Source organism: Nitrosococcus wardiae (genome assembly GCF_004421105.1).
Lineage (GTDB): Bacteria > Pseudomonadota > Gammaproteobacteria > Nitrosococcales > Nitrosococcaceae > Nitrosococcus > Nitrosococcus wardiae.
In genome coordinates, this window is record NZ_CP038033.1 from 3,604,501 (window position 1) to 3,623,964 (window position 19,464).

Genomic DNA, 19,464 nt, shown 5'->3' on the forward strand with positions numbered 1-19,464 from the left:
ATGGTAGCCCACAATATCCGTGTATTCGCATTCGTAATACTTGGGTTGGCCTTTGGTACATACGTTGCCATATTTTTGCTGACTCAAGATTTAAGTAGTATAGACTTTTCAAAAGCGACTTCTCATATATCGACGACAATATCAATAAACATTATCTTCTGGTTAGTTTTCATTAAATGGCTTTGGAAGTTTAGATTATTCTATCCTTGGCTGGTTCAAGTGCCCAACTTATCCGGAAAATGGAAGGGAACGATCAAGTCGAACTGGGATAATGGAACGCAAGATCCCATCCCGATGGAAATAACCATTGACCAAACGTTCTTGAATATACAGGTAAGAATAAAAACCGAAGAAAGTAGAAGTTTTAGCTTGGACGCATCATTCAATATTGATAAGGATAGAGGCCAACAACAGCTATTCTACTCCTATCTAAATACTCCTAAGCCAGGGGTAAGAGACAGAAGTCAAATACACTATGGGTCTGCTTTGTTGATGTTCGATGGATATGATAAAAATGAAATGGAGGGTGAGTATTGGACATCTCGAGAAACGACGGGTGAAATGCATTTGAAACGAGTTGAAAATGCTAACACATAGATCGGAACAACTGCGGAAAATACTGGAAAGCGCCAGAGCACACATTCCTGAAAATGAATTTTGTGGGATTGGTGTTGTGCTATATTTGATTTATGACGGTTTACCCGTCTTGCCGCTTTGTTCATATCAAGAATTTCAAAAGGGAAGCAGTTTGGCAGAGCAATTGGCACAAGCTAGTCTTTTTTCGAATCCTTGTCATGACGGGTTTCACTTGATATCTGATGAATTTCAGTTAACACATACCAATCAATATCTTGCGCCACCATTGCCATCAAATACGTCTGTATATTCAAGGTCAAAAGAAACTTGTGGCGCACGATACATGTCGGCTCAAATCGGGTCTCTATTGCCAATGGTATCTTATACTGGGATCTTAAGCGACAAAGAAGGGGTTGTGATCTTTGAAGATGGGATAGAGATAAAATGATAACCCTCATCCCAATACAAAAAATATTTTTAGCAATTGCAATTCTTTATGCTGTTGCAATCGTTTTAATAATTGCCATTTTTGAGCTTTCTGGCTTAGACTCTATTTCAGTTGCCTTCAGAGGAGCATTTGTTCTCGAATTATTAATTTTGTCTTTCTTTGTCTTTGGCTGGCGTAGGCTGTGGTCAAGGTATCCGATTTTAAATGAATGGGTATATCCTGATTTAAATGGTGACTGGAGTGTCTCGATTCACTGGAACCGGGAAAATAAGCAGGGAACCAAAACTGCCATTGCCCATATCAAACAAGACTTCTTTCGATTAAGCATGGAATTAATATCTGATGAGTCTGAGTCAGAAACGCTAATGGTAAAGCCAAAAAAAGATCCTGAGTCAGCTAAGCCACTAATCTATTACATATACCGTAATGAATCAGCACAAGGCGTCGCGAATCCGCGCCCTCCACACAAAGGCGCCGCGATACTTAAGCTCGACCATAACGATCAAAACTTACTGAAGGGCAATTATTTTACTGATCAGGCAACTAACGGCCACTTTGAGATGCGCCATGGAAAATAAATCTAACAATCGCATTAACTCGGACAGCCAAAAGCGGAGCGGCTTCCGCTACGCTCCAGCCACACCGCTTTCGTCTGCCGGTTACGCGTAGCGTTCGGCGCCAGAAGGGCTTCCGGGGTGGGTCAAACACGGGGACATCCGATGAGTGACGAGGGCACGAACGAAAATCCTGACGCGAAATCCACGGACGCGGAGGAGCTGAAACGGGAGCGATCCGAGCTGCTCCAGCGGTTGGAGAGCTGGCTGGAAACGCCGATGCTAGTTCTCGCGTTCGTGTGGCTGGCGCTATTGATAGTGGAGCTGGTTCGGGGCGAGAGTCTGCTGTTCTATTTTCTCGGCACGACTATATGGGTCATCTTCATTATCGATTTCGCTGTGAAGTTGGTCCTGGCCCCGGACAAGCTCGTTTACCTCAAGGGTAACTGGCTGACCGCCATTTCGCTGCTGCTCCCAGCGCTGCGGATCTTCCGCGTATTCCGCGCGTTTCGCCTGCTCCGCTTGGCCAGGGCTGGGCGGGGGTTGCGGTTGGTCCGCGTCCTCAGTTCGATGAACCGCGGGATGAAGGCGCTGGGCGCGAGCCTGAGCCGACGGGGCTTCGGATATGTAATCGCCCTCACAGTGCTGGTCACGTTCGCCGGCGCGGCCGGGATGTACGCTTTCGAGAACGAGGCGCCAGGCGGCCCGAACAGCTACGGCGAGTCGCTGTGGTGGACCGCCATGATCATGACAACGATGGGCTCGGAGTACTGGCCGCAGACGGTCGAGGGGCGTGTACTGTGCGTCTTTCTGGCCCTGTACGCCTTCGGTGTCTTCGGCTACGTGACAGCGGCGCTCGCCACCTTCTTCGTCGGCCGCGACGCCGATAATAGCGACGCCGAAGTGGCAGGGACCAAACAACTGGCCGCGGTCCGGGATGAGGTGAGCGCCTTACGCGATGAGATTCGCGCCCTATCGCGACAACCGCCGGAGTTGTGAAACGTGGTCGAGGGACATAAAGGCACGCCGAACCAAACGCTGCAGCAGACCGGGGCCGCGTGTCGGCTTTCTGTGGTTCATTGCCGCTCTGGTGGCCCCGGCTGCTGAGCTGGTACGTTAGGCTGGAGGACGCGCCATGAAGATCTATGTGAAGGCTACAAGTTCGGAGGGTGATCCTATTCCGCAGGCGATAGTAGAAGTCAGCATCATTGAGCCATCATGCTATTACTCAGAAGAAACGGACGAGTAAAGGGGTCATAAAGGGGCCAGATCTTGTCTTCGGCGATAATACGATAATCACCGACACGGTATTTCCAGAACTCGCCCAGCTTCGCGCCCTTGAGGGGATCGCCGATACTGCGCGGGTCGTCCAGCTTGGCGATCCGATCATTCAAAAAGCGTAGGATTCGCTCCGCTATCTGTTTATCCAGTCCGTGCAGGTTTTTTTGCGCCAGTCCCGACAACTCAATCCGCCAGGCCATATTGCTTCATGACGTCTTCCAGAGGCACGGGGATGCTGCGACCCGCACGAACTTCTTCTAGCTCACGCTCGGCCAAGTACACGTCTTCCAGATCGTCAATGTACTCCAGAATGGCTTGGCGGGCGTAAAAGGTTTTGGTGCGCCCGGTAGCAGCGGCCAACGCTTCCAGACGTTCCTCTATCTCCTTGGGGAGTCGGATAGCCAACATGGGAACCTCCAAACAGTCGATTGCTATACGTGTATATCATAGCATGGCAGGTCGGCAAAGTGGAACTACCATGACTGGCTTGAATCGGAAGGTTTTCATGCTTCTTTTGCAAGTATCCGTCAGTGCCATAATATACTCCCATGTATACCGTCGCCGAAACCGGGATCTTCCAGCGCTATGCAGCCTCGATCTGGCCGGAGCAGGAGCGTGAGGCGTTCATCAACTGGATGGCCAAATCCCTTTCCCGGCTCTGGAGGCCGCCGCAAAGTGCGTTAGGCGCGTTCCGGCACGGGCAAACGCGGCGGTGTGCGGGTGGTTTATTTCAACCGGCTGGATAACGGCGAAATATGGTTGCCGGTAATCTACGCCAAGGCAGTACGCGGCAATATCCCAGCGCATCTTCTCAAGGCTATTAAGGAGGCTATTAATATTTGGGGTCAGAGTAACATTTATCTATTATCATTGCCTTTTTGACTCGTAAATTAGGTGACGCAATGGCAAGATTAACCCGAGTTGCCCCTCTCGGCGTGCCTCAACATATCCTACAGCGAGGAAATAACAGGCAGGTCTGCTTTGCCAGTGAAGAAGAAAGGATAAGAATTGGTACAACAGTTGGAGGTTTTATGGAAGAGTTTTGTTTTATAGTTCGAAAAAAGAGCAAGTTATTTATGAATCCACTGATCTTTTTGTAGATGAATGTATAAAAGTTTTTTCGGCTATTGAAAGAGCAGGATTTTATGCCTAATTCATGTTAGGGCTGTCAAAACTGGTCGTAGTGACCTCCGATCGCGAAAATATAGATGTATTTATCATCGAACTTGTACACGATGCGGTCTTTTTGGCTAAGGCGCCGGGACCAAAGGCCGGAGAGGCTATGTTTCAACGGTTCAGGCTTTCCAATTCCCGTAGTGGGGTCATCGCGCAGCATTTCTTTTAGTATGTTACGCAACGCTTTATGTAATTTTTTATCGCGCCCCCGCAAGTCTTCGTAAGCCGTCCATGTATTGCCTTCAAATACCAGTGATCTCATCCATCTCCTCGGTTGAAGGCTTGTATCCTGTTCCCTTCTCGTGTGTACGCAACGAATTCGCTATTTGCCGCATTAAGTCATTGTTCTGCAAAATAAATAACGTTTCCTGTTCACGCTCCCAGTCATCGGCACTCACAACAACAAAATCACTGCCACCTCGGCGTGTTACTTTCAGCGGCACATGTCTGCTGACCACCCGTTCAACAAGGCTTTTCAGGTTATCTCTAAACTTATTTACGCTTACGCTGTCCATGGGATGTTGTTCTCGGTTGTACGGTAATGCAGTACAATATACGCAAAAAGCCCTAACAAGGCAAATAACCGGCCGCCAAAACCGCTTCGCGCTTTTCGCGGCCGGTTATTTGCGTCTTAGGCAGAAGGAGGTAATGTGCCAACATCTCCCCCAAACACAAGCACCCCTATTACAAAGATGTTCAAGGGGCGGTGAGTTTCTTTCTGGCGCTCATACCACGCGCCGCAATCTAACATCGCAGTGGAGCCGACGCCCTACAGCTTACGCTGCGCTCCAGCTTCCGGGTGCGGCTCACCGCGGGCGTTATGCTTCAATCGCAACTTGTAACCCGTAACGTAATTGGTTACACTCTATCACATGATACGTAGCTTCAAGCACAAAGGCCTTGAGAGGTTCTTCCTGAAAGGAACCAAGTCAGGAATCCAGGCTAAACATGCCGTCCGATTGAGGCTGATACTCGGCCGGCTGAATGCTGCTACTAACCCCCAGGACATGAACCTTCCTGGGCTCAAACTACATGAGCTAAGTGGTCGGCGTAAAGGATTCTGGTCAGCTTGGGTTAGTGGTAACTGGCGTGTGACATTTCGTTTTGAGGGAATGGATGCTGAAGCTATTGATTATGAAGATTATCATTGAGGTGTAATGATGAAGATGCACAACCCACCCCATCCCGGTGAAGTACTCAGGGAACTATGCATCGAGCCAATGGGGTTGAGTATTACTGAGACTGCCGAAGCGCTTGGTGTTAGCAGGAAGACTTTGTCTGCTATCTTGAATGGCCATGCAGGCATTAGTCCTGAAATGGCGGTTCGTCTTTCTTTGGCATTTGGAACGTCTTCCGAGAGCTGGCTGAATCAGCAATCCCAATATGATCTATGGGAAGCCGAGAAAAAGCGCAAGTCACTAAAAGTGAGGAAGTTGTCAGCAACCTAATCGGGTCGGAGGGAGAATTGCCTCTCCCCTCCGCCCACACCCTCGTGCGTACGGGACCGTACACGGCGGTTCAAGTGCACCGCTGCCAACCGTATAGCTGATCCCGCAGACCACGGAGCCCCCACTGTGACAGCAACCGAATGGTCACTGCGGCATGCATGTGCGAAGCCCCGGCGTTCCACCAGGCCCCAAGGCCGGTGGCCGCCGCTTTGCGTGCCCGCGTCGCATCGACCCCGAGCGCGATTAACTTCCGACGCCGAGTCTTGGGTTTACGCCACTGCTCCCATAAGATTTTACGGAGCCGGCGGCGCAACCATTGAGCCAGCTGCTCGAAAGCGGCTTTGATGCTGGCCAGCCGAAAGTAGCCCACCCATCCGCGGGTAAACTCGTTAATTTCCTTAATGACCTGGCGAATATGACGTCCTCGTCCCTGCTGGGTGATCTGTCGTATCCGATCCTTGGCCTGTTTGACGGACGCCGGGGCGGGTTTCAATCGCGGTAGGCGATGGTGGGTCACCGTATAGCCCAGAAACGTCCGGTTCCAGGGCCGGTCTACCGCACTTTTGGCTCGATTTACCTTCAAACGCAAGCGGCCTTCCAGGAAGTGCGTTAGTGACGCCATCACCCGTTCTCCCGCACGCCGGCTTTTGACGTAGACATTAGCGTCATCGGCATAGCGACAGAAGTGGTGAGCTCTGCGTTCGAGTTCCTTATCCAGATCATCCAGTAGGATATTCGATAATAGGGGTGAAATCGGTGAGCCCTGAGCGGTCCCTGGAGTAGCTAAGTGTTCGACCGTCGTGTTGTAAATCCTTCTCGATACGCCGAACCAACGCCTGAACAAGTTCTTCTGCGCTGTAGTAGGATAGAGCCGGATCTTCTTCGACCTGATTACTTTTATACTTTCATCGCCCATACATTCGGCAAGAGAAAACGTGGAGGATATGCAAGAGGTCTTGGGTGAGCTCTTCTTCTGCGCTTCCCACACGTTGATCGAGAACCACGATTTCACCGCCGGGTTTTTGGACGATAAAGTCCACGAGTTCCCAGCCAAACCGTGCAATACGGTCTCGTGAGGCAACCACAATTTTGAGACGCTCTCCGCATACTGCGCGTTCCAGGAAGGCGCGTAAGCCTTTTCGTTTATAGTTGAGACCATTGCCGACATCACGCACCACCTCGCTTGCGTATTCGCTTAGATATTCCACCTGGCGCTCTAAGTCCGGCTTTTGCCCTTTTGAGCTGACCCGAGCGTAGGCGACGGCTGTTTGTTTAGTGAGTTGTCCAGTGAAGGAGAAGGCGATTTACCCTTGATCCGATTGTAGTGCCGAATCAGGGTGCGCTGGGCGATTCCCAAACGGTGGCCGTCCACCAGAAATCGGAACTGGGCGGCCAAGCCCCTACCCAGCTCCTGCAAGCCTTGCTGCAGCAGATTTCACCTTCCTGCTCCGAGCCCTGCAACAGGGCCAGAAAAACCGATTCAACGTCACCATGCCCCGTTGATCTGCTTGACGAGAAAAACCTTCTGCAGCGGTTAACTCTTGCTCAGCCAGCTTATACTTGCCCGCCTTGATCTGCTTGCGAGCGTGGGCCAGGTGGCAGGAAATCAGCAAATTTCTGGCGTGGGGATTGATGGGGTCGCGCTCTAGCAGGGTCCGGGCAAAGGCTGCCGCCTTCTTGTACAGGCTCTTAGCTGCAAGCTGCTCAGCCCGTCCCAGATAGGCGTCGGCAGCCCTTCACGCCATTGGGGGGGGTGTTGCTCCCCTTTCAGGAGTTGCTTGTAGGCATCCATCGCTTCTCGGAAACGACCGGCCTGTAGGTGGGATTCAGCCTGGGCAGCGAGTACGTCTATGGATTGTCGGGCAGTCTGTGGTTTGCGTTTCTTACCCACGGCTCGCCCCGATAGCGCAGGAGGTAAAACTGCTAAAAATCTACTTAATTATCTTACAATTCCCTTTATGTGGCCATCAACTGCCTCTTCGGGGCTACCCTGCTAACTTGCCGATGGCCTACTTTCTCCCCACTTAAAGTGGGTATTGCGATCCATAATATTGAAGTGTAAAAGTCAGGTATTGGAATTTAGGATCTTACTAGGAATATAAGTAACTGATTCTGACAGCCTGATGTGGCAAGCTAATAATATGCAGGATGAGGAAACCGATTTGGATCAAACGACAAAGTGTATCTGCGACTCCGGTATGGCCTATGAGGAATGCTGTGGGCTTTATCTCTCTGGTGAAAAATATACGCCGACGGCAGAAGCGCTGATGCGTTCCCGCTTCACGGCATTTGCCATAAAAGACGAAGCCTATATACTGGAGACTTGGGATCCGGCAAAGCGCCCCCCCAAGGTGGATTTTCCCAAAACTCCGATTGAATGGAATCGCCTAGAGATTGTGGAAAAGAAAAAAGGGGGAAATAAAGACACCAAAGGAATCGTTGAATTTAAAGCCTATTACTTATTAGACAACGAAGAATATGTGGTGAATGAAATCAGCCGTTTTCGCAAAGAACAGGGACGCTGGTATTATCTGGATGGTGCAGTCAAATCCATCGCCAAGGTAGGCCAACAAACTAATACGGGAAAAAATGCACCCTGTCCCTGTGGAAGCGGGAAAAAATACAAGCGTTGCTGTGGAAAAGCTAAATCCTAACCCCCACTGGCAAAAAATCCACTGCAACCCTACAGGCTGTTAACTCACCTCAAATGGGCGCAAAGAATAGCTGATGATACTCCTCCCCGCAATGAACGCTCTTTTCCGTCCCTTTCCTCCCGGAGGGAGGGAAAGGGCGTTATTTTACTCTTTCCTTTTCAGTAATTCCCCAAGCTCCGCGAATGGCTTGTAAGCGGCAGGCGAGCTTCCCCCACCGCTTGAAACCGAGTCCATAGTGCCCTCCCCGTCCAGAAACCGCGCATGCTCGTTGTCGTGGCAGTACAAGCAAAGCAGTTCCCAGTTACTGCCGTCAGAGGGATTGTTGTCATGATTATGGTCTCGATGATGAACCGTAAGCTCATGCACAGTAGCACGAGTGAATTCCCGCCTGCAGCGGCCGCAAATCCAAGGGTACATTCGAAGCGCTTTCTCTCTGTAGCCTTGCTCACGCTTTGCACGATTACGCTGGGCTTCAGCAACCACCTCATCCAACCTATTACTAGATCGAGCTTTCTTCATTAATATCCTCCTACTCTCAAGCCCCTTTAACCACGATAAGGTCCTAAAATTACTACCTCGAACAAAAATTTCATAATTGTGTAAGTCACTACCTTCTTCTATGTAGTATAAACAGGATGCGAGCAGAATGTTGCCTCCACTCGAAAAAAATGAGAGTAGCGAGTTAGCAGATGCTCTTGGGTTGGGTAATGTCTATGTTGCACAGTTTTTTATCGCCAAGCTCAGTTAAAAAAAGAGACGAAAGCTAAACTAGTCAAGCTTGTCCCTGATCTGAATGAAGAACTTCTGGCAGAAATGAGAAAATGTCCGATTAGATCCTATGATCCCAGCATTCTCCAGGAACCCCACATTTACCGGATGAACGAAGTGTGTGGTCACTATGGCGAGGCCATCCTCGCTGTCATTCACGAACAATTTGGTGATGGTATTATGTCCGCTATCGATTTCAAATTTTCCATTGGAAAGATCAAAGGAGATCATAGCGAAAAAATTATCATGGAAAAAGGCCGTGAATTATTGGATGACACCAACTTAGCATATTTTCCTGAGAATAAATTATTAAGTATTTAAAATGAGTAAAAGTATGCGCAAACCAGTCGAAATAGAGTTATCCACTAGTGGTGCAAATCTTTATATCTTTTTTGGCGGAATCGCTGCTGGAATCGCAATACCTCCATTCGAGTTTTATAATTCTTCAAAAATAATTAATGAAAACAAGATATTTATTCGAGACTTTTCCCAGTGCTGGTATCAAAACGGGCTTCCGGGGATAAGTAAAAACATTAATTCAACTGCAAAGTACATTCGGTGTCAAATAGAAGAAATAAGGCCCAAAAAGATATTTTTTGTTGGAAATTCTATGGGGGGATATGCTGCAATACTCTTCGCTAAATTAACTGGCAATGGTGAAGCAATAGCATTCGCACCAAAGACTTTCATCTCTCCAATTCTACGTCTTAAACATAAAGATCCTAGATGGAAAAAACAAATTTTAGCTACTTATAAAAAAGCTTCTTTAAAAATAAAGTCTGGAACTTAAGGCCTTTGTTATTGCACTCAAAAGGAAACAGAAAATTTCTGTCTTTGTCTCAAAAGAAGATCAACTTGACCACATTCATGCATCTCATATAGAAAATATTCCTGGTGTCAATGTATATAAATTCGATGCAGGCGGACATAAGGTCGTGAAGTGGCTTCGTGATAAAGGCAAATTACCAGCGATAATGTCAGGAACCTATGCCTAATCGGGTAGCCAGACCCTTCTAGGCCTCTGTCGCCGCATTACCAGAGCTTGGGGACCCGCATCGAGTAGTTCACAAAAAAAGACACCTATTTTGAACTAGCTTTGAAGTCAGGGTGGGCTATAGCTGCTCTACTAAATATTTACCCACCCCACATTTTAATTGCATGAACAGAAAAAAGAGATTATTAATAGGTGTTTCAAGCATGAAAATTGCCTAGAATAAAAGGCAATCACCCCATAAATTCAAAAAAACCAGGAGGTTTTATGGATATTGAGGAATACTTAAAAAGTAGCCCTAAATTAGCCCAACTTTGCAGCCAAAATGGATGGATAGATAATGAAACCCTACGCTATGAGCTCATGGAGAAAGGGAGCGATCAGGCTGTCATTAATGTGACTTTTGATGAGGTGATCATGGAAGGCTCCGGCTGCGTCGCTGACCGGATCTCTTGTTATGGCAAAATGCGGCTCACCCTTGGTGATAGGGGCCAAGTTGAAAACAGCGAAATTATCTAACAACCAAGATAGTTTTGGTGGTGGCCATCATGGCCACCACATTCCTTCTATAGTTCAATCCGAGTCCCGAGCAGTTGGAGCAGCTTCGCTAACCAATCCGCATGGGCTGGCCAGGCAGGCGCGGTGACAAGGTTGCCATCCACGTGGGCTTGATCCATTGCAAGCTTGATAAATTCCCCTCCTGCAAGGGCCACATCGGGGGCTATCGAAGGATAGGCAGAGCAGCTTTTCCCTTCCACTACCTGGGCCGCCACTAAAAGCTGTGCCCCATGGCAGACAGAGGCAATCGGTTTGTTGGCACTCCCAAAGTGGCGCACTATTGCAAGCACTCGCTCGTTCAAGCGAATGTATTCCGGTGCCCGTCCGCCAGGGATAACCAAAGCATCATAGGCTTCGGCTTGGATCTCATCAAAGTCAGCATTGACGGTAAAGTTATGGCCTAGTTTCTCGCTATAGGTCTGATCACCTTCAAAATCATGAATGGCGGTCCGTACCTTCTCTCCTGCTTTTTTCCCGGGGCAAACGGCATGCACCTCATGGCCCACCATTTGCAACGCCTGAAAAGGAACCATAACCTCGTAGTCTTCTACAAAATCGCCTACTAGCATCAGGATCTTCTTGGCACTCATCTCAAAATCCTGCTCCCTTTTGCTTTAAAAAAATCAAACTTCGTCCTAGACTTAGATAAACTCTATCAAGGGGAAAACTAATGATGCTCACACCAATTCGGTTGTCCTTTTACTTTACTATCGTGTTTTTCCTTCTTTTCGGTTTCTGCTCATTTGCCATTGCCGCTCAAGACCAGAACAAACCTTCCCCCAAGCCCTTGTTGGAGCGAACGGTAACGCTTCCATCAAAAGATGTCAAAGTCGTAGTTAAGCATATGCGATTCCCGGTTGGTTTCAAGACTCCGGAACATACCCATGAAGGTCCTGGACCACGGTATATTATCAAGGGCACAGTCAAAATCATGGAAGGAGGGGAAACCCATACCTACCAGGCAGGCGAAGTTTTCTGGGAATCCGGTCTCCCCATGACGGCGGAAAATGTCGGAACAGGGGAGGCTGAAGTGGTTGTTTTCGAACTTATCCCTACGAAATAAGAGAAGGTGGGTACGGCGTTAACACGCTAACACGCTTTATCTCGCGCCTAATGGCAATTACCATTCCCCTGGGATTGATTTGAATCCTGACGCCCCTGCCATTCTACGCGACATTTGATGGTATTCTTATTAATCCCCACGCTGCTGATGAAAGAGAAGAGCATTAGACCATGAAGATCTTGGTCACAGGGGCAGATGGATTTATTGGCCAGCACTTAGTTACTGCGCTGCTTGCCCAGGGACACCCAATCGTAGGGGCAGTACGCCACCCTGAATGCTTTGCTCGCCTATTCCCCGCCGTTGAATGTATATCTGTTGATTTTATACAGGACCAGAACCCAGAGGACTGGCTGCCGCGATTAACAGGTATCCAGGGGGTGGTCAATACGGTCGGCATTTTCACCGAGCAAGGCACCCAAACCTTCGAGGCAATCCATACCACAGCGCCACGGGCCTTGTTCACCGCCTGCGCCCAAATGGGCGTCCAGCGGGTGATCCAAATTTCCGCCCTCGGCGCTGATTCCCAAGCCCACAGCCGCTTTCATCTCAGCAAGCGGGCGGCCGACGATTATCTCGCTTCCCTCGACCTTGAGTGGGTAGTTGCTCTGCCTTCCCTGGTATTCGGCCCTGGTGGTCAAAGCGCTTCCCTCTTCACGATGCTGGCGGCCATGCCCTTATTAGTCGTCCCTGGTAAAGGCCATCAACAGGTACAGCCGATCTATTTAGACGATCTGGTGACAGCCATCATCACTCTGCTCGCACCCAATGCCCCCACCCGCTGCCGAATCCCTCTGGTGGGTCCCCAGCCCGTTTCCCTTCGTGAGTTCCTCACGAACCTGCGCCGCGCCCTGGGGTTGCCCCCTACGGTGGTATTATCGATGCCTATGGGGCTGGTACACGCGGCCGCGCCGGTGGCTGAGCGACTGAACCTGCCGCTGCTATCGCGGGAAGCACTGGAGATGCTCGAACGGGGCAATACGGCCTCTTTGGAAGCCATCAAGGGTCTGCTGGGCCGCTCGCCCCGTGGGATTGGCGAGTTCATCCCGCCTTTGTGGCAAGCCGCTGTCCGCCGTTCGGCACGCCTCGCCTGGCTGCGGCCACTGCTGCGGCTCGCCCTAGCCTTCGTATGGCTGATTGCCGGCGTGGTCTCGCTAGGCATTTATCCCGTGGAGCAAAGCTACGCCCTGCTGGCGGCTACCGGCATTACCGGCATGCTGGCACCCATTGCCCTCTATGGTGCCTCACTGCTTGATATTGTCCTGGGAGTGGCCACCCTCACCCTGAACCGAGCCCGTTGGCTTTGGCGAGTTCAGATCGGCGTGATTCTGGTCTACAGCACCATTATCACTTGGTATCTCCCCGAATTCTGGGCGCACCCTTTTGGTCCCCTGGCCAAAAATATCCCCATCCTGGCCCTGCTTGTCGCCTTACTGGTCACCGAGGAGTGAGATGGAATACTTGATTGTCAAGTGGCTGCATATCCTGTCCTCTACCCTGCTCTTTGGGACCGGCTTGGGAAGCGCCTACTATATGTATTTCGCTAATCGTTGCAGGGACCCGCAGGTGATTGCCGTGGTCACCCGGCATGTGGTTTGGGCGGACTGGTTGTTCACTACGCCCACCGTCATTTTTCAACCTCTCTCGGGCCTTTATCTAGCCTATCTGGCGGGTTTTCCCCTACTTTCAGGCTGGATTATCTGGAGCTTTGCCCTCTATTTCCTCGCCGGCGCCTGCTGGCTCCCCGTCCTTTGGCTCCAGCTTCGTATGCGGGACATGGCTGAGGCTGCCCACCGCCACAGCCAGACGCTGCCCCCCTTGTACTGGCGTTATGGGCGCATCTGGCTCGGTCTAGGTATCCCTGCCTTCATTGCTATGGTCATCGTGTTTTATCTGATGGTCGTCAAACCTCTCTGAACAGGGTGTAACTACCGCCCCTATTTTCCCAAACAGCTTTTTTTATATTTTTTGCCGCTGCCACAGGGGCAAGGATCATTACGGCCAACCTTGGGGGTAGCGCGTATGTAAGTAGCAGAAGAGGTACGGGATTCTGATATGGGCACCTCTTTTTCTTCCAGCATTTCCCTATCCCAGCGCTCCTGCCGCTTGCGAATCTCTTCAGGATTATAAGAAGGATAAAGGATAACTAGGAAGCCGTATTTCCCTTTCCATGCTGTCCTCTAATACCAATTTCATGTAATTTTGCATTGTATAAGTGCAGTCTAAACAATTGCTTGAAGCCTTAATAGATTGTACTCTTTGATTAAATTGGTATAAAAAATCCCTCCAACTCATTTTTCCCAATATCCCCCTAAAAAGGGTCCAGCCTAGTTTACTTGGGGGACTCATCAAAAATTTAGACCACCCTGAACCCAAGGCAGTTTCCTACTAGGATAAAGTGGTTCATACTTCAGGTTATGTTTATTGAGCTTCGCCATCTCCGAACTCTACTCAGCTTGCAAGAGACCGGTAGCGTCAGCCAAGCTGCCGAGCGCTTGCATTTAACTCAATCGGCGGTCTCTCATCAACTGAAGGCTCTGGAAGCGTATTTTGAATGCCCTTTGTTCATCAGAAAAAGCCATCCGCTGCGACTGACCTCCGCCGGTCAGCGCCTGCTGGAATTGGCAGCGGTAATCCTACCCCAGGTGGAGGCAGCAGAGAGGGATCTAGCCCGCATGGCGGAGGGACGCGCGGGACGGCTGCACATTGCCGTAGAATGCCATAGCTGCTTCCAATGGCTACTGCCTTCCATGGATGCCTTTCGCAATCGCTGGCCGGAGGTAGAAATGGATCTCTCCTTGGGTTTTAATTTTGAGCCACTGCCCGCCCTGCAGCGGGGCGATATTGACCTAGTCGTCACCTCCGATCCCCTTCATCTGCCCGATATTAGTTATGATTCCCTGTTCCGGTTCCAAAGCATGCTCGTTATTGCGCCTCACCACCACTTGGCCAATAAAGCTTGGGTGGAACCGGCTGATCTGAAGGGGGAAATCCTGATTACCTACCCGGTAGAGCGGAACCGGCTGAGCCTTTATACCGATTTTCTAGACCCGTCCGGCATTGAGCCGGCAGGCCAACGGACCGCAGAATTGACCCTCATGATTCTGCAATTAGTGGCCAGCAATCGAGGAGTAGCGGCCCTCCCCAGCTGGGCCATAGTGGAAGAAGTCAAGCAAGGATACGTCAAAGCCCTCCCCCTCGGCCAAGCAGGATTGTGGGCGACCCTCTTTGCTGCCGTGCGAACGGAGGAAAAAGATCGGTTCTTCATGCAAGATTTTATTAAATTGGCGCGGGAAACCTGCTTCCAGGACTTGTCTGGAATTTTGCCCGCCTCAGCGGACCAGCCTTCTAATCACGCAATATTCTAATAAATGGATGGGATCTATGACCCCTGATCTGGAATCACTCAGTGAAATTATCATCAACACGGCCCAGGAACAGTTGCTGCCCCGGTTTGCTGCCATTGGAAGCCAAAGGAAAGCAGACGGGAGTCTGCTCACCGAAGCCGATTTAGCGATGCAAAATCAAATAGGTCGCGCTCTAACCGCACGCTGGCCAAAGTTTGAATTTCTCAGCGAGGAAATGGAGGAGGAAGCGCAAATCCGCTTGCTGGCAAACACGGATCAGGGCTTGTGGTGTCTTGACCCCCTGGATGGTACCCGCAATTTTGCCGCCGGCATCCCTTGTTTCAGCGTCTCCCTTGCGCTGATCTTAAAACAGGAAGTGGTTTTAGGCCTGGTCTATGATCCCCTCCGTAATGAGTGTTTCAGCGCCCAAAAAGGCCAGGGGGCATGGCTCAATGGCAACCCTTTGGGACAGCGCTACCCTAGCGCTCCCTTGGGAGGAGGAATCGGGCTGATTGATTTCAAGCGCCTTTCCCCGGAGTTGGCAACCCGCCTGGCCACGGAGCCTCCTTATAGTTCCCAGCGAAGCTTGGGCTCAGTGGCCCTAGACTGGTGCTGGATTGCTGCTGGCCGTGGTCACGTCTACCTCCATGGGAGACAAAAACTCTGGGATTATGCCGCCGGCAGCTTGATACTCAGCGAAGCGGGCGGTCATGCCTTGAGCTTAGCCGGGGACCCTGTCTTCCGAGCCACATTGGAACCGCGCTCGGTAGCCGCCGCATTAGAAGAAACCCTATTTAACGAATGGCTTGCTTGGTTAGGGATTGTTCGGCAAGCAAAGGAAGCCAAATAACGCACTATTTTATAGAAAAGCAGCATCAAGCCAGGCACTCCTGAAGGCTCCTGGGAAATCGGCATTTTCGCCTTAGATGAGGTTTACCGTGGCAGATCAAAATAACGCGAACGATAGCCAACTCTTCACTAACCTGGGAGAAGCCCTCAATACTGAAGATTTAAACCGCGCAGCGGCACAACTACAGGCCAGTCACCCTCCTGCCATCGCCAATACCCTAGAGTCCTTTCCATGGGAAAGGCGTCTCCAAATTTGGCAACTGCTGGCTCCCCAAATGAAGGGGGCGGTGCTAATCGAATTACATGAAGAAGTCCAGGATGGACTCATTGCAGAATCGACTCCTGATGAGCTAATCAAATCGGTAGCTGGCCTAGACATAGACGAGTTGGCCGACCTCTATGAGCGCCTACCAGAAAAAGTCCGCACGGTTGTTCTGCAAACCATGGATGAACGGCGGCGGCAACGCTTTGAGGCCGTACGCCGCTATCCCGATAATACTGCTGGTGGTCTGATGGACGTGGATGCGATAGCCGTCCGTGGCGATGCCACTCTGGACGCAGTGCTGCGTTATTTGCGCCGGACCCGCCGCCAGCAGGGAGAACTTCCTGAACATATGGATGCGGTGATCGTGGTTGACCGAGCCTCTCAGTATCTGGGTATCCTTTCCCTCAGTGATCTGGTCTCTCTGGAAGAAAACCGCGTCGTCTCTGAGATCATGAACACCAAGATCAATCCTATTCCCGCCATGACGCCGGCGAAAAAAGTGGCACGGTTATTCGAAGACTATGATCTTCTCTCCGCCCCGGTCGTTGATGAGAATGGCAAATTGATTGGCCGAATCACCGTGGATGATGTGGTCGATGTGATCCGCGAAGAAGCCGAGCATACGCTCATGAGCAAAGCCGGGCTGGAAGAAGAAAGCGATATGTTTGCCCCCATCATCTCCAGCGCTAAACGGCGAGCCATCTGGCTTGGCGTCAATTTAGTCAATGCCTTTATCGCCGCCTGGGTCATCGGACAGTTTGAAAACTCCATCAAGCAACTGGTGGCGCTGGCGGTACTCATGCCTATCGTGGCCAGCATGGGCGGTATTGCCGGTACCCAGACACTGACCTTGGTCATTCGAGGCATTGCCTTAGACCAAGTGGGACCGAATAACATAGGAAGGGTACTGAGGAAGGAACTGGGAGTGATTTCAATCAATGCCCTCCTATTTGCCCTAACGGCAGCCGCTATAGCGATGATTTGGTATCAGAATATCAACCTTGGGCTGGTGTTTGCCTCCGCTCTGACTATCAATCTACTCAATGGGGCCATGGCCGGAACCATAATCCCCTTTGCTCTACACAAGTTAGGGATTGATCCCGCATTGGCGGGTGGAGTGGTGCTCATGGCTACCACCGACGTGCTTGGATTTTTTACTTTTCTCGGCCTAGCCACTTTTTTTCTCCTGTAGCCTGTGGGCACTTTGAGGTTGCCAATGTTCTTCCACAGGTTTGGAGACTATCAAAGTGGCCTCGCGGGCATGAGCACTTTGGGAATCAGCGGTTACCTCAGGGGAGGTCATTTGCTCTATCTCGGACTGATGTTCTTTCCACCACTGGGCGGCATCTTCATCGCTCCAACTTCCAGCAGCCTCACACTGCCGCAGTGCAAGTAATAGTTCTTTTGCACTTTGGGGGCGTTGCTCAGAGTCCTTTTCCAAACACTTCATGATTACCCTTTCCAGATCCTTGGAAATCGGTTTGCCTAATCGTTCGGAAAGTGAAACTGGCGGTGTGTGAACCTGATGCATGCAAATTTCCACCACGCTCTTACCCTCAAAAACGGGTTTTCCAGTCAGCAAATAATAGCCCACCGCCCCCACCGCATAGAGATCGCTGCGGACATCAACCCGTTCGGGGTGGGCAATGCCTTCCGGCGAAACATACAAAGGCGTTCCCGTCAATGTGTCGGCAGCGGTTAGGGCCGATTGCTTACCTGCATCTAAGGCTTTAACGAGACCAAAGTCGAGCAGCTTGACCATATCGGACATCCCACCGCGCTGGCTCAAGATAATATTCGCCGGTTTGATATCACGATGGATCAAGCCAATGCCGTGGGCCTCAATCAGCGATCCGCAGATTTGCTCAAGAATCTTAATGGCACGACCTTCAGGTTGTGGCCCATACCGTTTCACCAGCGTGTCTAAGTTAATCCCTTCGAGAAATTCCATCGCATAATAAAAAACCCCTTCGGGGGTACGGCCGTAATCATAGACGGCAACCGTATTGGGATGGTTAAGCCGGCTAGTAAGCTGGACTTCACGCTCAAAACGAGCAATCGTCTCATTGGTGGTTCTCTCAATATCCAGCAGTTTAATAGCAGTAGGACGACGGAGCATACTGTGATGCCCGCGATACACAACGCCCACCCCTCCCGTGCCCACCTTCTCTTCTAGGGTGTATTGGCCCAATCGTTTTGCCTGTAAAGCAGCCTGCCGAGCCTGCCGCTCCAACCGAGCAACAATCACCGTAAAAATAAAGATAACCACGGCACTGGCACTCAGCAATGCAAATAATCCCCAGAAGGTATAACGCAGGATATACAGCGGGTAAAATGCCTCCTCCATGTCCACCTCAGTGGCAACCCCAAAACCGTATTCCGGCAGCCAGGTCCAAGCGCCAATAACGGGCACGCCTCGATAATCGCGATAGCCTTCCACATCAACACCGCTATTACCCTGGATGGCATCCGCCGCCATACGGGTTAACTTCCGCTCTGAACGCACCAGGGGGGGGCGTTTTCCTGCAACCATATTGACCTGAGGGTCACGAATTTCGATATTTAGAATCGACTGTTCCCCTTCCCAATCAGATAACAAACCAATAGATTTTAACTGCTCCTCAAAGCGACTTTGGGAAATCAATAAACCTTTTTTATCAAAGGCATAGGTTTCACCACTTTCACCAGCCCGGGCCACAGAAAGAATTCGGGTAAAGACCACCTCAGGTCGAATGCGCAGCCCAATCGCGGCAATAGTATCCCCATCTTCCAAAATCGGCGCGGCCACAAACATGGTGGGCAACCCTGCTCGCAGGATCTGATCCTTGTCTTCCAACAAAGCCACACTGCGAAAAGGAAGTATCATCACCGGTTTTGGCTCACGGTCGCTATTCTTTGGAAAAAGTTTTTCTAAAGACTCTTCTGGAAGCCGGAGATTGGCTTTGCCGACGAGGGCATCCCGCTGAGCAGCGATGACCCGTCCCCTGGGATCCATGACAACGAATCCATTGTAGTTCCTAGCCACCAACCAAGGCTGCATTTCCTTGCGAAGCTTGCGCAAAGATCTTGCCCTCAGAAGCATTGTCTCAGAACTCTTGGGTTTCTTAGCCAGTTCCAACAGCTCCTCCACATGGGCCTGAACTTGTGGAGCAACCGCAACGGTGCCGGCATACATCTCCTCGTCCTCCAGCCAAAGCGTTAGGGCGGCAACATCGGCATCAAGAATCGTCTTGAGATTGGCCGCCATTGACTTTTTCAGCGCACCCTCGACATAGCTATGCATAAACCAACCGATTACGCCCAGGATGATGCCAGCAATGATGGGCCACAGCCAAAGTCGTCTTTGCAGGAGGAACGAGTGAGTACCAGATAGCGAGGGACTGAGTGACTGACTGGGGGACGCCGTGATAGAAGAATCCATTTTTGAGCCTATCTAAAAATCTTTTACATTTTAGGGTATAGACTCCAAAGAAGGTAGATAGTTGTGCC

27 protein-coding genes are annotated in these 19,464 nt (G+C 50.6%); 16 read left to right on the plus strand and 11 right to left on the minus strand.

All coding sequences use genetic code 11. From position 1 onward, the window contains the following. From E3U44_RS16930 to E3U44_RS16945, 4 genes are all read left to right on the plus strand, one after another. On the plus strand, positions 1-597 hold the full coding sequence (locus E3U44_RS16930; protein WP_134359260.1) for a Cap15 family cyclic dinucleotide receptor domain-containing protein: 597 nt from the start codon (positions 1-3) through the stop codon (positions 595-597). After that, the gene (locus E3U44_RS16935; protein ID WP_134359261.1) at positions 584-1,024 is read left to right on the plus strand and encodes a hypothetical protein; all 441 of its coding nucleotides are present in this window, start codon (positions 584-586) and stop codon (positions 1,022-1,024) included. The genes E3U44_RS16930 and E3U44_RS16935 overlap by 14 nt, the downstream gene beginning before the upstream one ends. Continuing rightward, positions 1,021-1,602, plus strand: coding sequence for a Cap15 family cyclic dinucleotide receptor domain-containing protein (locus tag E3U44_RS16940; RefSeq protein WP_134359262.1), 582 nt, complete (start codon positions 1,021-1,023; stop codon positions 1,600-1,602). Before E3U44_RS16935 ends, E3U44_RS16940 begins: the two co-directional genes overlap by 4 nt. Positions 1,603-1,743: 141 nt before the next feature. Next, the gene (locus tag E3U44_RS16945; protein ID WP_134359263.1) at positions 1,744-2,577 is read left to right on the plus strand and encodes an ion transporter; all 834 of its coding nucleotides are present in this window, start codon (positions 1,744-1,746) and stop codon (positions 2,575-2,577) included. 206 nt (positions 2,578-2,783) lie between these two features. Here E3U44_RS16945 and E3U44_RS16950 read toward each other — a convergent pair whose 3' ends face one another. The 4 genes from E3U44_RS16950 to E3U44_RS16975 all read right to left on the minus strand — a co-directional run bounded on the left by E3U44_RS16950 (position 2,784) and on the right by E3U44_RS16975 (position 4,550). Continuing rightward, complete coding sequence (locus tag E3U44_RS16950) at positions 2,784-3,059, minus strand: type II toxin-antitoxin system RelE family toxin (RefSeq protein WP_240761635.1); 276 nt, start codon at positions 3,057-3,059, stop codon at positions 2,784-2,786. Beyond that, a complete protein-coding gene (relB, locus tag E3U44_RS16955; RefSeq protein WP_013033471.1) occupies positions 3,043-3,267 on the minus strand; it encodes a type II toxin-antitoxin system RelB family antitoxin in 225 nt (74 codons plus the stop codon). The genes E3U44_RS16950 and relB overlap by 17 nt, the downstream gene beginning before the upstream one ends. Before the next feature lie 760 nt (positions 3,268-4,027). Further along, positions 4,028-4,297: a Txe/YoeB family addiction module toxin gene (locus E3U44_RS16970; protein WP_134359264.1), complete on the minus strand. Its 270-nt coding sequence runs from the start codon at positions 4,295-4,297 to the stop codon at positions 4,028-4,030. Next, the gene (locus tag E3U44_RS16975; RefSeq protein WP_134359265.1) at positions 4,278-4,550 is read right to left on the minus strand and encodes a type II toxin-antitoxin system Phd/YefM family antitoxin; all 273 of its coding nucleotides are present in this window, start codon (positions 4,548-4,550) and stop codon (positions 4,278-4,280) included. Before E3U44_RS16975 ends, E3U44_RS16970 begins: the two co-directional genes overlap by 20 nt. A gap of 357 nt (positions 4,551-4,907) precedes the next feature. Between E3U44_RS16975 and E3U44_RS16980 the strand changes: the two genes are divergently transcribed. Next, a complete protein-coding gene (locus E3U44_RS16980; protein ID WP_134359266.1) occupies positions 4,908-5,186 on the plus strand; it encodes a type II toxin-antitoxin system RelE/ParE family toxin in 279 nt (92 codons plus the stop codon). Positions 5,187-5,195: 9 nt separating this feature from the next. Beyond that, positions 5,196-5,483, plus strand: a complete 288-nt coding sequence (locus E3U44_RS16985) for a HigA family addiction module antitoxin (RefSeq protein ID WP_134359901.1) — start codon at positions 5,196-5,198, stop codon at positions 5,481-5,483. Positions 5,484-5,553: 70 nt separating this feature from the next. On the opposite strand, the gene E3U44_RS16990 is transcribed toward E3U44_RS16985, so the two are convergent. From E3U44_RS16990 to E3U44_RS17000, 3 genes are all read right to left on the minus strand, one after another. Next, the gene (locus E3U44_RS16990) at positions 5,554-6,399 is read right to left on the minus strand and encodes a group II intron maturase-specific domain-containing protein (protein ID WP_134359267.1); all 846 of its coding nucleotides are present in this window, start codon (positions 6,397-6,399) and stop codon (positions 5,554-5,556) included. Beyond that, positions 6,389-6,787: an IS607 family transposase gene (locus tag E3U44_RS16995; RefSeq protein ID WP_134359268.1), complete on the minus strand. Its 399-nt coding sequence runs from the start codon at positions 6,785-6,787 to the stop codon at positions 6,389-6,391. The genes E3U44_RS16990 and E3U44_RS16995 overlap by 11 nt, the downstream gene beginning before the upstream one ends. A gap of 341 nt (positions 6,788-7,128) precedes the next feature. After that, positions 7,129-7,374, minus strand: coding sequence for a hypothetical protein (locus tag E3U44_RS17000; RefSeq protein WP_134359269.1), 246 nt, complete (start codon positions 7,372-7,374; stop codon positions 7,129-7,131). A gap of 232 nt (positions 7,375-7,606) precedes the next feature. Between E3U44_RS17000 and E3U44_RS17005 the strand changes: the two genes are divergently transcribed. Further along, positions 7,607-8,137: a YchJ family protein gene (locus tag E3U44_RS17005; protein ID WP_134359270.1), complete on the plus strand. Its 531-nt coding sequence runs from the start codon at positions 7,607-7,609 to the stop codon at positions 8,135-8,137. 144 nt (positions 8,138-8,281) lie between these two features. On the opposite strand, the gene E3U44_RS17010 is transcribed toward E3U44_RS17005, so the two are convergent. Further along, positions 8,282-8,656 (minus strand): YajD family HNH nuclease, encoded by a 375-nt coding sequence (locus E3U44_RS17010; protein WP_134359271.1) that lies wholly within the window; start codon positions 8,654-8,656, stop codon positions 8,282-8,284. A gap of 294 nt (positions 8,657-8,950) precedes the next feature. Here E3U44_RS17010 and E3U44_RS17015 point away from each other — a divergent pair, with 294 nt between their 5' ends. The 3 genes from E3U44_RS17015 to E3U44_RS17025 all read left to right on the plus strand — a co-directional run bounded on the left by E3U44_RS17015 (position 8,951) and on the right by E3U44_RS17025 (position 10,415). Continuing rightward, positions 8,951-9,226: a cyanase gene (locus tag E3U44_RS17015; RefSeq protein WP_134359272.1), complete on the plus strand. Its 276-nt coding sequence runs from the start codon at positions 8,951-8,953 to the stop codon at positions 9,224-9,226. Positions 9,227-9,239: 13 nt separating this feature from the next. Next, complete coding sequence (locus E3U44_RS17020) at positions 9,240-9,695, plus strand: hypothetical protein (RefSeq protein WP_134359273.1); 456 nt, start codon at positions 9,240-9,242, stop codon at positions 9,693-9,695. A gap of 468 nt (positions 9,696-10,163) precedes the next feature. Beyond that, complete coding sequence (locus E3U44_RS17025) at positions 10,164-10,415, plus strand: hypothetical protein (RefSeq protein WP_134359274.1); 252 nt, start codon at positions 10,164-10,166, stop codon at positions 10,413-10,415. Between the two features lie 47 nt (positions 10,416-10,462). On the opposite strand, the gene E3U44_RS17030 is transcribed toward E3U44_RS17025, so the two are convergent. Next, positions 10,463-11,044 (minus strand): DJ-1/PfpI family protein, encoded by a 582-nt coding sequence (locus E3U44_RS17030; protein ID WP_134359275.1) that lies wholly within the window; start codon positions 11,042-11,044, stop codon positions 10,463-10,465. 80 nt (positions 11,045-11,124) lie between these two features. Here E3U44_RS17030 and E3U44_RS17035 point away from each other — a divergent pair, with 80 nt between their 5' ends. The 3 genes from E3U44_RS17035 (at position 11,125) to E3U44_RS17045 (ending at position 13,431) form a co-directional block, all read left to right on the plus strand. Then, entirely contained in the window at positions 11,125-11,517 is a 393-nt protein-coding gene (locus E3U44_RS17035) for a cupin domain-containing protein (RefSeq protein WP_240761636.1), read from the plus strand. Between the two features lie 170 nt (positions 11,518-11,687). Then, a complete protein-coding gene (locus E3U44_RS17040) occupies positions 11,688-12,965 on the plus strand; it encodes an NAD(P)H-binding protein (RefSeq protein WP_134359276.1) in 1,278 nt (425 codons plus the stop codon). Between the two features lies 1 nt (position 12,966). Beyond that, positions 12,967-13,431 carry a DUF2269 family protein gene (locus E3U44_RS17045; protein WP_134359277.1) on the plus strand — a complete coding sequence of 155 codons (465 nt, stop codon included), beginning with the start codon at positions 12,967-12,969 and terminating at the stop codon, positions 13,429-13,431. Between the two features lie 20 nt (positions 13,432-13,451). Here E3U44_RS17045 and E3U44_RS20445 read toward each other — a convergent pair whose 3' ends face one another. Next, positions 13,452-13,595 carry an SEC-C metal-binding domain-containing protein gene (locus tag E3U44_RS20445; protein ID WP_276321945.1) on the minus strand — a complete coding sequence of 48 codons (144 nt, stop codon included), beginning with the start codon at positions 13,593-13,595 and terminating at the stop codon, positions 13,452-13,454. Positions 13,596-13,931: 336 nt separating this feature from the next. Between E3U44_RS20445 and E3U44_RS17055 the strand changes: the two genes are divergently transcribed. The 3 genes from E3U44_RS17055 (at position 13,932) to mgtE (ending at position 17,167) form a co-directional block, all read left to right on the plus strand. Then, the gene (locus E3U44_RS17055) at positions 13,932-14,882 is read left to right on the plus strand and encodes a LysR family transcriptional regulator (RefSeq protein WP_134359278.1); all 951 of its coding nucleotides are present in this window, start codon (positions 13,932-13,934) and stop codon (positions 14,880-14,882) included. Positions 14,883-14,898: 16 nt separating this feature from the next. Continuing rightward, positions 14,899-15,711, plus strand: coding sequence for an inositol monophosphatase family protein (locus E3U44_RS17060; protein ID WP_134359279.1), 813 nt, complete (start codon positions 14,899-14,901; stop codon positions 15,709-15,711). A gap of 88 nt (positions 15,712-15,799) precedes the next feature. Continuing rightward, positions 15,800-17,167: a magnesium transporter gene (mgtE, locus tag E3U44_RS17065; protein WP_206054832.1), complete on the plus strand. Its 1,368-nt coding sequence runs from the start codon at positions 15,800-15,802 to the stop codon at positions 17,165-17,167. Here mgtE and E3U44_RS17070 read toward each other — a convergent pair. Continuing rightward, positions 17,144-19,396: a serine/threonine protein kinase gene (locus E3U44_RS17070; RefSeq protein WP_134359281.1), complete on the minus strand. Its 2,253-nt coding sequence runs from the start codon at positions 19,394-19,396 to the stop codon at positions 17,144-17,146. The two genes, mgtE and E3U44_RS17070, sit on opposite strands and share 24 nt — an antisense overlap. Between the last annotated feature and the right edge of the window lie 68 nt (positions 19,397-19,464).

Excerpts from the sequence above, each read along its gene's own strand:
- E3U44_RS16970 (WP_134359264.1), bottom strand. The coding sequence starts at position 4,297 with ATGAGATCACTGGTATTTGAAGGCAATACATGGACGGCTTACGAAGAC.
- E3U44_RS17035 (WP_240761636.1), top strand. The coding sequence starts at position 11,125 with ATGATGCTCACACCAATTCGGTTGTCCTTTTACTTTACTATCGTGTTT.
- E3U44_RS17020 (WP_134359273.1), top strand. The coding sequence starts at position 9,240 with ATGCGCAAACCAGTCGAAATAGAGTTATCCACTAGTGGTGCAAATCTT.
- E3U44_RS16945 (WP_134359263.1), top strand. The coding sequence starts at position 1,744 with ATGAGTGACGAGGGCACGAACGAAAATCCTGACGCGAAATCCACGGAC.
- E3U44_RS17045 (WP_134359277.1), top strand. The coding sequence starts at position 12,967 with ATGGAATACTTGATTGTCAAGTGGCTGCATATCCTGTCCTCTACCCTG.
- E3U44_RS16950 (WP_240761635.1), bottom strand. The coding sequence starts at position 3,059 with ATGGCCTGGCGGATTGAGTTGTCGGGACTGGCGCAAAAAAACCTGCAC.
- E3U44_RS17025 (WP_134359274.1), top strand. The coding sequence starts at position 10,164 with ATGGATATTGAGGAATACTTAAAAAGTAGCCCTAAATTAGCCCAACTT.
- E3U44_RS16990 (WP_134359267.1), bottom strand. The coding sequence starts at position 6,399 with ATGGGCGATGAAAGTATAAAAGTAATCAGGTCGAAGAAGATCCGGCTC.
- E3U44_RS17070 (WP_134359281.1), bottom strand. The coding sequence starts at position 19,396 with ATGGATTCTTCTATCACGGCGTCCCCCAGTCAGTCACTCAGTCCCTCG.
- E3U44_RS17060 (WP_134359279.1), top strand. The coding sequence starts at position 14,899 with ATGACCCCTGATCTGGAATCACTCAGTGAAATTATCATCAACACGGCC.
- E3U44_RS17030 (WP_134359275.1), bottom strand. The coding sequence starts at position 11,044 with ATGAGTGCCAAGAAGATCCTGATGCTAGTAGGCGATTTTGTAGAAGAC.
- E3U44_RS17040 (WP_134359276.1), top strand. The coding sequence starts at position 11,688 with ATGAAGATCTTGGTCACAGGGGCAGATGGATTTATTGGCCAGCACTTA.
- E3U44_RS16930 (WP_134359260.1), top strand. The coding sequence starts at position 1 with ATGGTAGCCCACAATATCCGTGTATTCGCATTCGTAATACTTGGGTTG.
- E3U44_RS16975 (WP_134359265.1), bottom strand. The coding sequence starts at position 4,550 with ATGGACAGCGTAAGCGTAAATAAGTTTAGAGATAACCTGAAAAGCCTT.
- E3U44_RS17015 (WP_134359272.1), top strand. The coding sequence starts at position 8,951 with ATGAGAAAATGTCCGATTAGATCCTATGATCCCAGCATTCTCCAGGAA.
- E3U44_RS17010 (WP_134359271.1), bottom strand. The coding sequence starts at position 8,656 with ATGAAGAAAGCTCGATCTAGTAATAGGTTGGATGAGGTGGTTGCTGAA.
- E3U44_RS17005 (WP_134359270.1), top strand. The coding sequence starts at position 7,607 with ATGTGGCAAGCTAATAATATGCAGGATGAGGAAACCGATTTGGATCAA.
- E3U44_RS17055 (WP_134359278.1), top strand. The coding sequence starts at position 13,932 with ATGTTTATTGAGCTTCGCCATCTCCGAACTCTACTCAGCTTGCAAGAG.
- relB (WP_013033471.1), bottom strand. The coding sequence starts at position 3,267 with ATGTTGGCTATCCGACTCCCCAAGGAGATAGAGGAACGTCTGGAAGCG.
- E3U44_RS16940 (WP_134359262.1), top strand. The coding sequence starts at position 1,021 with ATGATAACCCTCATCCCAATACAAAAAATATTTTTAGCAATTGCAATT.
- E3U44_RS20445 (WP_276321945.1), bottom strand. The coding sequence starts at position 13,595 with ATGCTGGAAGAAAAAGAGGTGCCCATATCAGAATCCCGTACCTCTTCT.
- E3U44_RS16980 (WP_134359266.1), top strand. The coding sequence starts at position 4,908 with ATGATACGTAGCTTCAAGCACAAAGGCCTTGAGAGGTTCTTCCTGAAA.
- E3U44_RS16985 (WP_134359901.1), top strand. The coding sequence starts at position 5,196 with ATGAAGATGCACAACCCACCCCATCCCGGTGAAGTACTCAGGGAACTA.
- E3U44_RS16935 (WP_134359261.1), top strand. The coding sequence starts at position 584 with ATGCTAACACATAGATCGGAACAACTGCGGAAAATACTGGAAAGCGCC.